11 protein-coding genes are annotated in these 13,850 nt (G+C 69.6%); all 11 read right to left on the bottom strand.

From position 1 onward, the window contains the following. Positions 1-76: 76 nt before the first annotated feature. The gene (locus tag AQJ67_RS15270; protein WP_062719251.1) at positions 77-1,429 is read right to left on the bottom strand and encodes an ABC transporter substrate-binding protein; all 1,353 of its coding nucleotides are present in this window, start codon (positions 1,427-1,429) and stop codon (positions 77-79) included. Positions 1,430-1,495: 66 nt separating this feature from the next. Continuing rightward, positions 1,496-3,484, bottom strand: a complete 1,989-nt coding sequence (locus AQJ67_RS15265; RefSeq protein WP_062719250.1) for a pectinesterase family protein — start codon at positions 3,482-3,484, stop codon at positions 1,496-1,498. Between the two features lie 51 nt (positions 3,485-3,535). Then, complete coding sequence (locus tag AQJ67_RS15260; protein ID WP_062719249.1) at positions 3,536-5,044, bottom strand: glycoside hydrolase family 43 protein; 1,509 nt, start codon at positions 5,042-5,044, stop codon at positions 3,536-3,538. Continuing rightward, positions 5,041-5,886 carry a DUF6807 domain-containing protein gene (locus AQJ67_RS15255; protein ID WP_062719248.1) on the bottom strand — a complete coding sequence of 282 codons (846 nt, stop codon included), beginning with the start codon at positions 5,884-5,886 and terminating at the stop codon, positions 5,041-5,043. The genes AQJ67_RS15260 and AQJ67_RS15255 overlap by 4 nt, the downstream gene beginning before the upstream one ends. Before the next feature lies 1 nt (position 5,887). Next, complete coding sequence (locus AQJ67_RS15250; RefSeq protein WP_062719247.1) at positions 5,888-7,045, bottom strand: Gfo/Idh/MocA family protein; 1,158 nt, start codon at positions 7,043-7,045, stop codon at positions 5,888-5,890. After that, the gene (locus tag AQJ67_RS15245) at positions 7,042-8,373 is read right to left on the bottom strand and encodes a pectate lyase family protein (protein ID WP_079055968.1); all 1,332 of its coding nucleotides are present in this window, start codon (positions 8,371-8,373) and stop codon (positions 7,042-7,044) included. Before AQJ67_RS15245 ends, AQJ67_RS15250 begins: the two co-directional genes overlap by 4 nt. 62 nt (positions 8,374-8,435) lie before the next feature. Then, the gene (locus AQJ67_RS15240) at positions 8,436-9,338 is read right to left on the bottom strand and encodes a carbohydrate ABC transporter permease (protein ID WP_062719245.1); all 903 of its coding nucleotides are present in this window, start codon (positions 9,336-9,338) and stop codon (positions 8,436-8,438) included. Continuing rightward, complete coding sequence (locus tag AQJ67_RS15235) at positions 9,335-10,270, bottom strand: carbohydrate ABC transporter permease (RefSeq protein ID WP_062719244.1); 936 nt, start codon at positions 10,268-10,270, stop codon at positions 9,335-9,337. The genes AQJ67_RS15240 and AQJ67_RS15235 overlap by 4 nt, the downstream gene beginning before the upstream one ends. A 142-nt stretch (positions 10,271-10,412) precedes the next feature. Next, positions 10,413-12,149, bottom strand: a complete 1,737-nt coding sequence (gene araD, locus AQJ67_RS15230) for an L-arabinonate dehydratase (protein ID WP_062719243.1) — start codon at positions 12,147-12,149, stop codon at positions 10,413-10,415. Beyond that, on the bottom strand, positions 12,146-13,057 hold the full coding sequence (locus AQJ67_RS15225) for a dihydrodipicolinate synthase family protein (protein WP_062719242.1): 912 nt from the start codon (positions 13,055-13,057) through the stop codon (positions 12,146-12,148). The genes araD and AQJ67_RS15225 overlap by 4 nt, the downstream gene beginning before the upstream one ends. Continuing rightward, positions 13,054-13,722, bottom strand: coding sequence for a GntR family transcriptional regulator (locus tag AQJ67_RS15220; protein ID WP_062719241.1), 669 nt, complete (start codon positions 13,720-13,722; stop codon positions 13,054-13,056). Before AQJ67_RS15220 ends, AQJ67_RS15225 begins: the two co-directional genes overlap by 4 nt. Positions 13,723-13,850 lie beyond the last annotated feature (128 nt).

The raw sequence follows: 13,850 nt of genomic DNA, 5'->3' as shown, positions 1-13,850 counted from the left end.
CCACCTAGGGGCGCGGGGAACTGCGCGACCAGCCACACAACCCGCGGCCGGTCGCACAGAGAAAGCCACCGACCTCTCAGCCGTTCCTTTCCTTCCACTCGGCCTGAGCCTCGTTCAGCTGACCGGCCATCGTGTCCAGGAACTCCTTGGCACTGAGGTCCCCGTTCAGCACCTTCTGGAAGTTCGGCTCGTTGTCGGCCTTGGAAATGGTGTTCCAGTCGGGCAGGTAGTACGGCAGCTGCACAATCGTCGTCGACCCGTCCGTCAACGCGGCGGCAGCCAACTTCGTGGGCTCGGCCTTGGAGATCCACGCATCCTTGGCCGCGTCGTTGTTGGACGGCACCTGCCCCGCCGCCTCGTTGAACTTCGAGTTCTCCGCCTTCGACGTGGCGAACTCGATGAACTTCCAGGCGGCTTCCTTGTTCTTGGAGCTCTTGAACAGCCCCATCCCGTCAACGGGGTTGGACACCTGAACCCGCTTACCGGCGGAGCCGACCGGCTGCGGAATACCCCGGAACTTGTCCGTGCCGAGCGCCTTCACATGGTCCTGGTACGACCCCAGGTTGTGGTTCAGCATCCCGATCGTGCCGGAATCCCACTGGGCGACCATCTTGGTGAAGTCGTTGTTGAGGTCGGCGGCCGGAGTGACCTTCTTGTAGAGCGCGGCGTACTTCTCCAGCGCGGCCACGTTCTTCGGGTCGTTGACGGTCGTCTTCTCCCCGCCGGCCACCCAGAAGGAGGTGATCCCGGACTGCCCGTACATCGCGTCCAGGGCCTGCGCGATGGAACCGGCGCCACCGCGGATGGTGTAACCGAACTCGTTCTTGCCGGAGTCGGTGAGCTTCTCCGCGGCCGTGTAGAAGTTGTCCCACGTGGTCGGCTCCGCCAGCCCGGCCTTCTTGAACAGGTCGGTGCGGTAGTACAGCACGCCGTTGTTCGCGGAGGTCGGTATCGAGTACAGCTTGTCGTCGCCGCCGCCCGCGGCCTTCAACGAGGTGACCATGTCCTCGTTGAGCTTGCCGTTCAGGGAGGACTTGGCGAGCCGGTCGTCCAGCGGCTCCAGCGCGTTCTGCGCGGCGAAGCCGGCGAGCATCGCCGCGCCGACGCCGCCGACGTCCGGCAGGCCGCCGCCCTGGATGGCGGTGTCCACCTTGGACTGGTAGTCGGTGGACGGGATCCCGACGTACTCGACCTTGATGTCCGGGTTCGCCTTCTCGAAGTCGGCGATGATCTCCTTCCAGCTGTCGGTGCGGACACCGCCGTTGTTGTCCCAGAAGACGATCTCTCCCTTGCCGCTGCCCTCGGCGCCGCTGTCGCCGCCCCCGCCGCCGCTGCCGTCGTCACCGCAGGCGGTGGCGGTCAGGGCGAGGACGGAACCCAGAGCGACGGCCACGGCGGCGCGCCTGCTTCTGCGAATGCTGCTCTTCATTGCTCGGCTCTCTTCGTCTGGATCAAGCACTTCTGGATCGAGTGGAGATATGCGGTTGTGGGGGTCTCAGTGGCGCGCGTACGGCGCCCAGCCGTCCGTGCCCCGGAGGTAGTCGGCGACGGTGTGGACCCGCGCCTCGTCCCTGCTCATCTGCGGCCGGTCCGCGGTGACGGCCGCCCCCGGTCCGAAGTTCCGGTACTCCGCGAACCGCGCGTCCTTCCACGAGAACCCGCCCATGTCGGTCCACGGGGAGGACTTGATCGCGGCGGGCAGCTCGGTCTCCCGGATCAGCACCTGCGCGACCGCCGCCGGCTCGCCGCCCGGGTGCCAGGGCCGCCCGAGGTGGTAGGTCCCGTCGGGAGCGTCGCTCACGATCCTCGACCGGGTGATCAGGAAGCCGTACGGGTTGCCGGTCCAGGTCGAGGCGGCCGTGATGTAGCCGTTGTTGGTGTCCGACCCCCGGCTCAGCGCCCGGATGACGGACCGCTCCACCACCGTGGTCGCCCGCCCGTACACGAAGTCGACGTCGCCCTCGATGTACGAGTCCCGGATGTAGACCCGGTTGATCACGTCCAGCTTGGGGCTGTCGGCCATCAGCGTGTCCTGGTTGCCCAGGAAGGCGGTGTTCTCGAAGACGATCCGGTCGCCCGTCGTCTTCATCGCGAGGGCCTGCTCTCCCTTCAGCTCGACCGCGGCCTCGTCGAAGTCGTTGCTGAAGGTGAGGTTGCGTGCGGTGACGTCGTGCGCGGCGATACGGACGGTCGCGCTGCCCGTCGAACCGCCGTACTCGGCGGGCGTGTCGAAGACGATGACGGTGTCGGAGCGGTCCCGTCCGGTCCCCAGCAGGACGAGGTTCGGCTTGCCCGCCGGGACGAACACCTTCTCGCGGTAGGTCCCCGGCGCGACGGCGATCGTCACCGGCACGGCGTTCCGGTCGGGCACGGCATCGACGGCCGCCTGCACGGTCGGGTAGTCGGCCGGGACGTGCAGGGTGGTGCCGATCCGCTGCTGCGGTCCGGAGAACCTCTTCACCAGCGCGGGTACTTCGGCCGCCGGGTCCAGCCGGTAGTCGTAGAAGTCACGCGGTTCGAAGGCTGTCCCCCACGCGTCCTGCCGTCCGCTGACGTTCTTCAGGATCGATCCGCGCTGCACCAACTCGGCGGTGGCGTCGGCCTGGTAGGGGTGCTGGACACCGTCGTAGTAGCCGTTCTCGATGACCATCCGCGTCCTGCCGCGCGACCAGTTCCCGTACGTCCAGGTCGGGTCGGCGTCGGCCACCTGTGCGGAGACGTAGTTGTTGTAGAGGTGGGCGTAGGCGCAGTTGTCGGCGGACGGGTTGCGTTGCTTGGTGCCCGTGAACCAGTTGTGGTCGATCGTGATCTCCGTCTGGACGTTGGTGGTCCAGCCGATCCCGAACGCCTTGTTGTGGTGGGCGAACTGGTTGTAGGAGACGGTGATGTACCGGCTGTCCTTGCGGATGTCGAGGAGTCCGTCGCCCATGTGCGTGAAGCGGTTGTGGTCGATCCAGACGTGGTCGACGGTGTCCATCTGGATGGCGTCGAAGTCGGTGGACTTGCCGTCCCAGTCGCCCTCGACGTAGGAGTCGCGGATCGTCAGGTTGCGGATGATGACGTTGCTGGTGCCGGGGTTGAGGTGCAGTTCGCCGTGGACGATCTCGCCGGTGTCGCCGACGCCGACGATGGTCTTGTCGGACGCCACCACGATGTCCGAGCCGAACGGCTCGACGTCGATCGACCCCGACACCCGGATGATGTACGGCTCCTTTGCCCCCGCGTACTCGGCCAGCGAGGCCTGGTCCGTGACGGTGACGACCTTGCCTCCCGCCCCGCCGGTCGTGCCTCCGGCGAGGGAGGCGAAACCGTGCGGCCGGTCGCTCCAGCGGTCGGCGGAGGCGGGGGTCGCCGTCGTCGGGCTCACGGCCCTCGCCTCGCCTATCGCCCCGAGGCTCAGCGCGGCGACGAGGCCGAGCACGGCGGCCAGGACCTTGCCTTGCCCCGGTTTGTGCAAGCGCTTGCTATCAAGGTGCTGCGTCATTGCGGCTCCATACAGGCTTACGGGTCCCAACAGGCTTACGGGTCAGGTGCGTTACAGGGGGTCGATCCTGAAGTGCGAGAAGGTTGCCGCGCCGGCGTGTCCCGGGCCGACGGGCGCGAGGGCGAACAGGCCGAGCAGGGCGCCGACCCAGCGCCAGGGGGTGGCCGCGAAGACCGGACCGGAAGGGATCAGCCCCTCCCCCACGTCGTGGAAGAACCGGCAGCGCGCCCCCGCCCCGATCTCGATCCGCAGCCGCACGCGCCCCTCCGGCGCGGGCCGCGCGGGTGCGGCGTCCCGCTCCCGCTCCGCGACGCCCTCCGCGAACCGGTGCACCACCTCCGCCTGTCCGTCCGTGCCCCGCTGCAGCCCGATCCAGCCGAACGCGTCCCCGAGCACCGCGAGCCCCGCCCGCGCGCCCGGCTCCTCGCTGTCCAGCCGTAGCTCCACCTCGACCGCGCAGGGCGTGCCCGGCAGTCGCTGGGTGAGGATGTTCGACAGTTTCCGCAGGTCATGGGCGTCGGCCGAGCGGACGCAGGCCAGCCTGAGCCCGTCGCCGGAGTGCTGGGTGGCCCAGCCGTCCCGCGGGGTGGCGGTCCAGGACCACTGGCGGCCGAAGCGTCCGCCGGGGAAGTCGTCGTCGGTGGCGGGCGCGGCGGGCGGCTGCGGCGGGAGGTCGGGCCTGCGGTGTACGGCGACGGGGGCGCCGTCGTCGCCGAGCACCGGCCAGCCGTCGGCGGACCAGCGCATCGGCTGGAGGTGGACGACACGGCCGTAGGCGCCCCGCTGCTGGAAGTGCAGGAACCAGTCCTCACCGGACGGGGTGCGCACCCAGCCGCCCTGGTGGGGGCCGTTGACGTCGGTGTCCTTCTGTTCGAGGACAATCCTCTCCTCGTACGGCCCGAAGAACTCGCGGGAGCGGAACGCGCCCTGCCAGCCGGTCTCCACTCCCCCGGCGGGCGCCAGGATCCAGAACCAGCCGTCGTGCCGGTAGAGCTTGGGTCCTTCGAGGGTGAACCAGCCGGGGATGCGGTCGCCGTCGACGATCAGCTTGCCGTCGTCGAGGAGTTCGGTGCCGTCGGGGTGCATACGGTGGCCGGTGAGCCGGTTCTTGACGCCGGACCGGGACTTGGCCCAGGCGTGCACGAGGTAGGCCTCGCCGGTCTCGTCGTCCCAGAGGGGGCAGGGGTCGATGAGGCCCTTGCCGGCCTTGACCAGGTGCGGGCGGGTCCAGGGGCCGCGGATCTCGGCGGCGTTGACCTGGAAGATGCCCTGGTCGGGGTCGCCCCAGAAGATCCAGAACCGGTCGTCGTGGTGGCGGAGGGAGGGGGCCCACACGCCGCAGTCGTGCCGGGGGGTCGCGAACTCCTCGGCCGGTTCCGGGTGGTCGACGGCGTGGCCGACCAGGGTCCAGCTGACCAGGTCGCGGGAGTGCAGCAGGGGCAGGCCCGGGGCGCGGCCGAAGCTGGAGGCGGTGAGGTAGAAGTCGTCGCCGACGCGGAGGACGTCCGGGTCGGACCAGTCGGCGTTCAGGACGGGGTTGGTGTACGTCTCGCCGGTCACGGGCTCACCGCCTTGCGGACCAGGGAGGAGGCTTCGAGCCGGCTGATCCGGCCGTCGGCGACGACGGTGACGATCCGGCGTACGGCGGTCTCGCCGGCCGGGAGCGGCAGCCGTTCCTCGGAGGCGAGCGAGGAGCCGACGCCGGGGTACTCCTCGGCGCGCACGAACCACGGGTCCCGGCGGGTCTGCTCGGTGGCCCCGGCGAAGATCAGCGTCCAGGTGGAGCCGGTGAGCGCCACCCAGGGGGCGCGGGTGCCGTGGATCTCCTGCTCGCCCTCGCGGTCGACGGTGAACACGTCCGGCGCCGAGTCCTCCTTGCGGGCCCGCCAGAAGAAGCCGCCGTACGCCGCGCCGGGGCGCCCGTTGGTGGCGGGGCTGCCGATGGACAGCGGGCCGGAGGTGACGTTGGTCAGGGAGAAGGTGAAGTCCAACGCCCAGGCGAAGTCGGTGAGTTCGGTGGCCGCGACCGTACGGCGCTCGCGCAGCAGCTCGGCGCCGGAGGCCACCCAGCGCAGTTCCTCGACGAAGCCGTCGGGGTCGCGCAGCTGGAAGGCGGTGTGCCGCTGGGCGCCGTGGTTGTCCAGTTCGGTCGGGCCCTGGCCGCGGACGTAGGTGCGTCCGCCCCAGAAGTTGGACCCCTCGACGTCGGGAACGGCGACACCGACGCCGAGGTGGTGTATGTGGTCGGCGGGGCTGAGTTCGGTGACCGCCGTGCCGGCCAGGGTGGTGACGGGGTGCAGATACGGGCGTGGGGAGAGCCTCGGCGGCAGTTCGGGCCGGGTGACGTACCGGCCGACGGGGCGGCCCGCGACGCGCAGCACCGCGTGGTCGTGGGGGGTCATATCAGGTGCTCACCTCTTTCGTTCTCGCCGGCAGCGCCCAGGCGGCGCCCAGCTCGGAGTAGAGGGCGAGGGTGTCGGCGGCGGCCGCGACCAGGCCGTCGATGCCGGGCACGACCCGGCGCTGCTCGTCGGGGAGCAGGTGCCAGGTGCCGTCCGGCAGCGGGGTCGGGTCGGGGGCCAGGCGGATCGCCTCGACGACCTTCATGAAGGCGCCGGTCGCGTCGGGAGCGGCCAGCAGGGGAGCGCCGTCGGTCAGGTGCTCGACGAGGTTCTCCAGCAGGTCCGTGCGGTCGTACTCGAACTCCTCGGGGCCGTGGCCGGCGCGCTGGAGGAGGACGCGGTCCTGCTTGTACCAGAAGGTGATCCGGCCGCGGTCGCCGTGGACGACGACGTACGGCTCGTCGGGGTCCTCGGCGCACAGGGTCGCGGCGACGACGACCTCGGGGCCGTGCGCGGTGGTGACACGGACGCAGGAGGTGTCGTCGGACTCGATGTCGTTGGCGCGCAGCAGTTCGGTCTCGATGGCGGTGACGTCCTCGGCGTGCACGGTGCCGCCCAGCGCGAGGGCGGTGGCGACGGCGTGCGCGAGCGGGTTGGTCAGTACGCCGTCGATGACGTCGACGCCGTTCAGCCGCCGCTTGCCCGCCCAGGGCGCCCGCCGGTAGTACGCCTCGGCACGCGCCCAGGCACCGGCCCCGCCGATCCCGGCGATCTCGCCGATCGCGCCCTCGGCCATCAGCTCCCGGATCGCGGGCACGGCGCGCGAGCCCAGCGACTGGAAGCCGATCTGACAGACGACCCCGGCCTCGGCCACCCCGTCGGCCATGCGGCGGAACTCGGCGTACGACGGGGCGGGCGGCTTCTCCAGCAGGATGTGCACGCCCCTGCGGGCGGCCGTCAACGCCAGGTCGGTGTGGGTCGGGATCGGTGTGCAGATCACCGCGACGCTCGCGCCGGTGGAGTCCAGCAGCGCGCCGAAGTCGGCGGACTGCTCGGGCGTTCCCAGGCCGTCGGGGAGCTCGTCCGCGCCCAGCGGGGTCAGCTCGCAGATCCCCGCGAGCCGGACGATCCCCTTGTCCTGGAGCCGGCGGATGTTGTCCAGGTGCCAGCGGCCGTGGCCACGGGCTCCTGCGAGGACGACGGGTACGGCAGTGCTCATGGGATCCTCCCTGCGCCCGCGCCGCGTGCCACCTCACGGTCGGCCGTGGCGGCGCTGTCGATCTTTGTGTGCAGGGTAGGTGTCCAGCCGACGTCTGCCGTGAGATCACGCTCGCTGCCGGAGTTGTAGGCGTTGTGGATGGCCAGTAAGTCCACCGGATAGCCGTTGAAGAGGGTGCCGGACTGGTGGAGGGCGGTGCCGTTCCAGCTCTTGACCAGGTCGGCTGCCTCGATGTGGCCGGGGGTGGTGAAGGCGTTGTTCTCGGCGTAGAGGGCGGACTCGGTCGACACGCCGAGGGAGTAGCGGTAGTCGTGGGCGTCGGCCGGGACGACGTACCGGTTGTTGTAGAGGTGCACCTGGCCGAAGCGGACGCGCGGGGCGCGCTGGACGACGGACTCGAACTCGTTGTGGTGCAGGGTGACCCGCAGCCTGCCCCTGTCCCCCGTCGCGGTGTCGCCGTTGCCGATCAGGATCGCCTTGTCGTGGTCGGCGAACCGGCTCCAGGAGACGGTGACCAGGTCGGAGGCGTTGGTGATGTCCAGCAGGCCGTCGTGGCGGAGGTAGTTGCGGCCGAAGTGGGTCGGCTCCTCGGCGTCCGGGTGCCCCTTGTCGCTGAGGGTCACATGGTCGATCCACACATGTGTGGCGCCGCGCAGCCATATGTTGTCGTACGCCGTCTTCCAGTCGCCGAGGCCGCCGGTGTTGGGCTGCCAGAGGGGGAAGCAGTCGTAGGCGTCGCGCAGTTCGAGATTGCGGACGATCACGTTGTCGGCGCCCTTGAGCTGGAGGCTCGCGCCCTTCAGTACGGCCTTGTCACCGAGGCCGACGAGGGTGGTGTTGGAGCCGACGGCCAGCTCGATCCGCCCGGCCTGCCGGGCCGCCGACGCCTGCCGGGCCTCCTCCTGCGGACCGCTGGGCTTGGCGGAACCCCAGGTGCGGGGGTCGTAGGCCGCCAGGTACTTCTTCGTGGTGTAGCCGTCGGTGGCGTAGTCGGCGCAGTCCAGGTGGTCGCCGTCGTCGTCGGTGTCGGCGTCGATGGTGCCGGCGACCTGGATGATCTTCGGCGTGGCGCTGCCACCGTCGAGAGCTCGAACGAGCTCATTGCGGTTGCGTACGGTGAAGACGTGAGCGTCGTCGGCAGTGGAACCCCCCGTGGTACCACCGTCGACGGCGGCCCAGCCATCCTTGAGGGGAAGGGTCTCGCGGCCCAAGTCACTGAGAGAGACGTCAGCGGCAGCGCCGGAAAGGGGCGCGGGGCTGTATCGATCTGCGGCTCCGCCGCGGGGCGCGACCAGCCCCGACGGCGCAGCAGACGACCAACCACCCATCGCGCCACTACCAGCTGCGAGTACCGGCAACAACACAGCGACCAGGCTGATCCGACGGAGTCTCATCCCTTCACCGCCCCCGCGCTGAACCCGGTGATCAGCCACTTCTGAATGAACGCGAACACGATCACCACCGGCACCGCAGCGATGATGCCGCCGGCGGCCAACGCGCCCAGGTCCACACTGTCCGCCCCCATCAACGTGTTGAGCCCGACCGGGATGGTCTGCTTCTCCTGGTTGTTGAGGAACATCAGGGCGAACAGGAAGTGGTTCCAGGAGTGCACGAAGGCGAAGGAGCCGACGGCGATCAGACCGGGCCGCAGCAGCGGCAGGACGACGATCCTGAACGCCGTCATCCGGTTGCAGCCGTCGACCCAGGCCGCCTCCTCCAGGGAGTACGGCACGTTCTTGATGAAGTTGCTGATCAGGATCATCGACAGCGGTAGCTGGAACACCGTCTCGGCGATGATGACGCTGCCCAGCGAGTTGATCATCTGGAGCTCGGCGAAGATCTCGAACAACGGCACCAGCAGCAGCGCGCCCGGCACGAACTGGGAGCACAGCAGGGCCAGCATGAACGCGCGCTTGACCTTGAAGTTGAAGCGTGCGAGGGCGTAGCCGCCGGCCAGGGCGACGAGGGTCGTCATCAGCAGGGTGACGACGCCGACGAGGACGCTGTTCTGGAAGTACGTCCCGAAGCTCCGCTCCGTCCAGACCTTCTCGAAGTGGTCGAACGTCATCGGCCAGGGCACGAGCGAGGTCGAGCCGGCCGGACGCAGGGAGAACAGCAGGATCCAGTAGAAGGGGATGAGGGTGAAGACGAGGTAGATCGACAGCGGGAGGTAGATCTGCCAGCGCGGAACCTCGTCCCAGGAGCGGTTCCGCTTCTTCTTCGCACCCGGCGATTCAAAAGCGGCAGCACTCACGGGCGCCGGCGCGACCTTCGTGGCTTCCTTCACGCTCACTTGTCCTCACCTCCGAACTTGCTCAGCCGCAGATAGACGATCGAGCAGAAGAGCAGAATCACGAACGCGACCGTGGTCAGGGCGGACGCGTAGCCGAAGTTGTGCGCGTCGACGCTGGTGTTGGCGATATAGAGCGGCAGGGTCGTGGTGACTCCCGCCGGGCCGCCGCCGGTCAGCGTGTAGAGCAGGTCGACGTTGTTGAACTCCCACACCGCGCGCAGCAGCGTGGACAGGACGATCGCGTCCTTCAGATGGGGCAGCGTGATGTGCCAGAACTGCTTGATCCGGCTGGCCCCGTCGACCTCGGCGGCCTCGTACAGGTCCTTCGAGACGGACTGGAGGTCGGCGAGGATCAGAATCGCGAAGAAGGGCACGCCGCGCCACAGGTCGGCGACCACCGCCGCCGAGAACACCGTGGAGGTGTCCGACAGCCAGCTGGTGCCGTAGGAGCCGATGCCGACGTCCGCGAGGTAACGGGTGATGCCCGTCTGGGAGTTGTAGAGCAGCACCCAGATGGCGGAGGTCAGCACGCCGGAGACGGCCCAGGGCGAGAAGACCAGGGCGCGGCCCAGCGCCCGGCCCGCGAACGTCTGGTTGACGATCAGCGCGAGCGCCAGCCCGAACAGCAGCTGGAGTCCGACCTCGACGAACACCCACTTGGCGCTGAAGACCAGCGTGTCCCAGAACAGCGGGTCGTCGGTGAAGGCGTGGACGAAGTTGTCGAAGCCCGCGAAGCCGTTCCGCCACGGTTTGGTGGGGTTGTACTCCTGGAGGCTGTAGTAGAAGACGCTGATCACGGGGTAGGCGATGAAGCCCAGCATGAGCAGGGCCGCCGGGGCGATCAGCAGATACGGGAGCCTGCGCGGCGTGGCGGAGGCACGGCGTCGCCGGGGTGGCGTGGGCGGTTTCGCCACGGCTGCGGCTTGGGCCATGACAGGGTCTCCGATCTCGGTACGTCGTGCGAGGTCGTTCAGGAAGCGCTTTCTCTATGCGCAGGGCGCGGTACGGGGTGCCTCTTGTGGTTGTGTGGCGGCTGCGGGTGCGTCGTGGTTTGTCGCGCAGTTCCCCGCGCCCCTAGAGGGCGTAGGGGTCCCGTACCTTGCCCGGGCGAGCCAGGAATTCGAAGTCGCAGCCGGTGTCGGCCTGCGTGATCTGCTCGTTGTAGAGCGCTCCGTAACCGCGCTCGTAACGGGCCGGCGGCGCTGCCCACTCGGCCCGGCGGCGCTCCAACTCCTCGTCGTCCACGTTGAGTTGAAGGGAACGGCCCTCGACGTCGAGCGTGATCGTGTCCCCGGTGCGAACGAGGGCGAGCGGTCCGCCGATGTACGACTCGGGCGCCACGTGCAGCACGCACGTGCCGTAGCTCGTGCCGCTCATCCGGGCGTCGGAGATCCGGACCATGTCCCGTACGCCCTGCTTCAGCAGATGGTCGGGGATCGGCAGCATGCCGTACTCGGGCATGCCCGGGCCGCCCTTGGGGCCGGCGTTGCGCAGGACGAGCACGCTGTTCGCGGTGATGCCGAGCGACGGGTCGTTGATGGTCCGCTGCATCGTCTTGTAGTCGTCGAAGACGACCGCCCGCCCGGTGTGCTTGAGCAGGTGCTGCTCGGCGGCGATGTGCTTGATGACGGCGCCGTCCGGGCAGAGGTTGCCGCGCAGGACCGCGACCCCGCCCTCGCGGGCGACCGGGTTGTCGCGGGTGCGGATGACGTCGTCGTTGTGGACGACGGCGCCTTCGAGCTGCTCGCCGAGGGTGCCGTTGACGGTCGGCCGGTCCAGGTGCAGCAGGTCGGTGATCCGGGAGAGGAAGGCGGGCAGTCCGCCGGCGAAGTAGAAGTCCTCCATGAGGTACGTCTGTCCGCCGGGCCGGACGTTGGCCAGGACCGGGACCGTGCGGGCGATGCGGTCGAAGTCGTCGAGGGTGAGCTTGACGCCCGCGCGGCCGGCCATCGCGATCAGATGGATGACCGCGTTGGTGGAGCCGCCCAACCCGAGCACCGTGGTGACGGCGTCCTCGAAGGCCTCGCGGGTGAGGATCTCGGACGGCCTGAGCCCGGTCCAGGCGAGTTCCACGGCGCGGCGCCCGGAGGCGGCGGCCATCCGCTCGTGCCCGGATTCGACGGCCGGGATCGAGGAGGCGCCCGGCAGTGTCATACCGAGGGCTTCCGCCGCCGCGGTCATCGTGGAGGCGGTCCCCATGGTCATGCAGTGCCCGGGCGAACGTGCCAACCCGCCCTGGAGTTCGCGCAGTTCGCAGTCGGTCAGGTTGCCCGCGCGGTGCTCGTCCCAGTACTTCCACATGTCGGTGCCGGAGCCGAGGGTCTCACCGCGCCAGTGGCCGGGCAGCATCGGCCCCGCGGGAGCGAAGATCGACGGCACGTCGGCCGAGGCGGCGCCCATGAGCAGCGCCGGCGTCGACTTGTCGCAGCCGCCGAGCAGGACCGCCGCGTCGATCGGGTACGACCGCAGCAGTTCCTCCGTCTCCATCGCGAGCAGGTTGCGATAGAGCATCGGGGTCGGCTTCTGGTACGTCTCCGAGAGCGTGGCGACCGGGAATTCGAGCGGGAAGCCCCCGGCCTGCCACACCCCCCGCTTGACCGCCTCGGCCCGCTCGCGCAGATGGACGTGGCAGGGGTTGATGTCGGACCAGGTGTTGAGGATGGCGATCACCGGGCGGCCCCGGTACTCCTCCGCCTCGTAACCGAGCTGGCGCATCCGGGCGTTGTGCGACCAGGTACGCAGCTGGCCCTCGGTGCCGTACCACTGGTGGCTGCGCAGTTCCTCCGGGCTCATGCGCTTTTCGTCGGTCATATCGACCACCCGGCGGCGATGGCGGCGACCTCGGCGCGCTCGTCCTCGGGCAGTTCCCGGCTGGGCGGGCGCACCTCCCGGCGGCACAGCCCCAGGGAGGCCAGGGCCTCCTTGACGACGGTGACGTTGTTGGCGGAGCCGTTCGCGGCGCGCAGTTCCTCGAAGCGGCGGATCTGCTCCCAGACCTTCATGGCGGCCGGGTAGTCCCCGGATCGAAGCGCTTCGATCATGTTCAGCGAGACGGACGGAGCGACGTTCACGAGTCCGGAGGTGAAGCCGGTGGCGCCCGCGGAGAAGTAGGAGGGGGCGTAGGGCTCGGCGAGTCCGGCGACCCAGACGAAGCGTTCCAGGCCCGCGTCCCGTGCGAAGGCGGCGAACCTGGCGGCGTCCGGCACGGCGTACTTCACGCCGATGACGTTCGGGCAGTCGTCGGCGAGTTCGGCGAGGCGGGCGCCGGCGAGCCGGTCGTTGCGGATGTACGGGACGACGCCGAGTTCAGGGACGGCCTCGGCGATGGCGCGGTGGTAGTCGACCCAGCCGTCCTGGGAGACGTACGGGTGGACGGGCTGGTGGACCATCACCATCTGGGCGCCGAGCTCGCGGGCGTGCCGGGCGGAGGCGATGGCGGTGGGCACGTCGTGGCCGACGCCGACGAGGAGGACGGCGTCACGGCCGCGGGTCTCCTCGACGGTCAGCTCGGTGACCAGACGGCGCTCTTCGGGGCTGAGGGCGTAGAACTCGCCGGTGTTGCCGTTGGGGGTGAGCGTGGTGATGCCGCCGTCGAGCAGTCGACGCAGCAGGGCCCGGTGGGCGTCCTGGTCCACGTGGCCGTCCTCGGTGAACGGGGTCACCGGGATCGCCACCACGTCGGCCAGGGCCGTCCGCTGGGTCTCGAACGTCGTGGTCATGCCGGACCGTCCTCTCCATGGGCCTCTACCTCCGCGTCGGGGAAGGCCCGTTGCACGAACGACGCGATGTGGGCGTGCAGGGCGCGCGCGGCGCCGTCCGCGTCACCCTCCAGCGCGAGCCGCAGGATCTCCCGGTGCTCGCCGGCCTCCCGGTCCCAGGAGGGCGAGGCGGCCCAGGCGACGGCCGAGACGAGGGCGGCCTGGTCGCGGACCTCGTCGAGCATCCGGCCGAGCAGCGGGTTGCCGCACGGCAGATAGAGCGCGCGGTGGAACTCCCGGTTGGCGAGGGAGCGTTCGGCGGTGTCGTCGGCCGCGTCGGCGCGGGTCAGCGCGTCCCGGGCGGCGTCCAGGGAGGCGCCTCGTCGCACGGCCCGCTTGAGCGCCTCGGGTTCGAGGAGCAGCCGCACGTCGTAGACCTCGCGCGCCATGTCCGCGTCCACCATGCGCACCGTGACGCCCTTGTACTGGCTCATCACGACAAGACCGGTCCCGGCCAGTGTCTTGAGCGCCTCGCGGACCGGGGTCTTCGACACCCCGAACTGCGCGGCGAGCTCGGTCTCCACCAGGGCCTGACCGGGCGTCAACTGCCCGGTGAGGATGCGGCGTTTGATCTCCTCCAGCACAAACTGCGTGCGCGAGGGGATCGGCGTGGGCACAGAGGTCATGCGCGCCTCTCGGATCTTCGCGGGATGGCTCTCGCGTATGGGATCTCACGTATCGCGTCTCATATATGACGTACGAAGTACGACGCGATGAAGGTAGGAAGGGGCGCATGGTTCGTCAATGCTTCTGA

Source organism: Streptomyces caeruleatus (assembly GCF_001514235.1).
GTDB lineage: Bacteria > Actinomycetota > Actinomycetes > Streptomycetales > Streptomycetaceae > Streptomyces > Streptomyces caeruleatus.
This window is presented reverse-complemented; position numbering and strand designations above follow the sequence as displayed.

Coding starts and splice junctions, on each gene's coding strand:
- AQJ67_RS15225 (WP_062719242.1), bottom strand. CDS start 13,057: ATGACCACGACGTTCGAGACCCAGCGGACGGCCCTGGCCGACGTGGTG.
- AQJ67_RS15220 (WP_062719241.1), bottom strand. CDS start 13,722: ATGACCTCTGTGCCCACGCCGATCCCCTCGCGCACGCAGTTTGTGCTG.
- AQJ67_RS15265 (WP_062719250.1), bottom strand. CDS start 3,484: ATGACGCAGCACCTTGATAGCAAGCGCTTGCACAAACCGGGGCAAGGC.
- AQJ67_RS15255 (WP_062719248.1), bottom strand. CDS start 5,886: ATGACCCCCCACGACCACGCGGTGCTGCGCGTCGCGGGCCGCCCCGTC.
- AQJ67_RS15250 (WP_062719247.1), bottom strand. CDS start 7,045: ATGAGCACTGCCGTACCCGTCGTCCTCGCAGGAGCCCGTGGCCACGGC.
- AQJ67_RS15245 (WP_079055968.1), bottom strand. CDS start 8,373: ATGGGTGGTTGGTCGTCTGCTGCGCCGTCGGGGCTGGTCGCGCCCCGC.
- AQJ67_RS15270 (WP_062719251.1), bottom strand. CDS start 1,429: ATGAAGAGCAGCATTCGCAGAAGCAGGCGCGCCGCCGTGGCCGTCGCT.
- araD (WP_062719243.1), bottom strand. CDS start 12,149: ATGACCGACGAAAAGCGCATGAGCCCGGAGGAACTGCGCAGCCACCAG.
- AQJ67_RS15235 (WP_062719244.1), bottom strand. CDS start 10,270: ATGGCCCAAGCCGCAGCCGTGGCGAAACCGCCCACGCCACCCCGGCGA.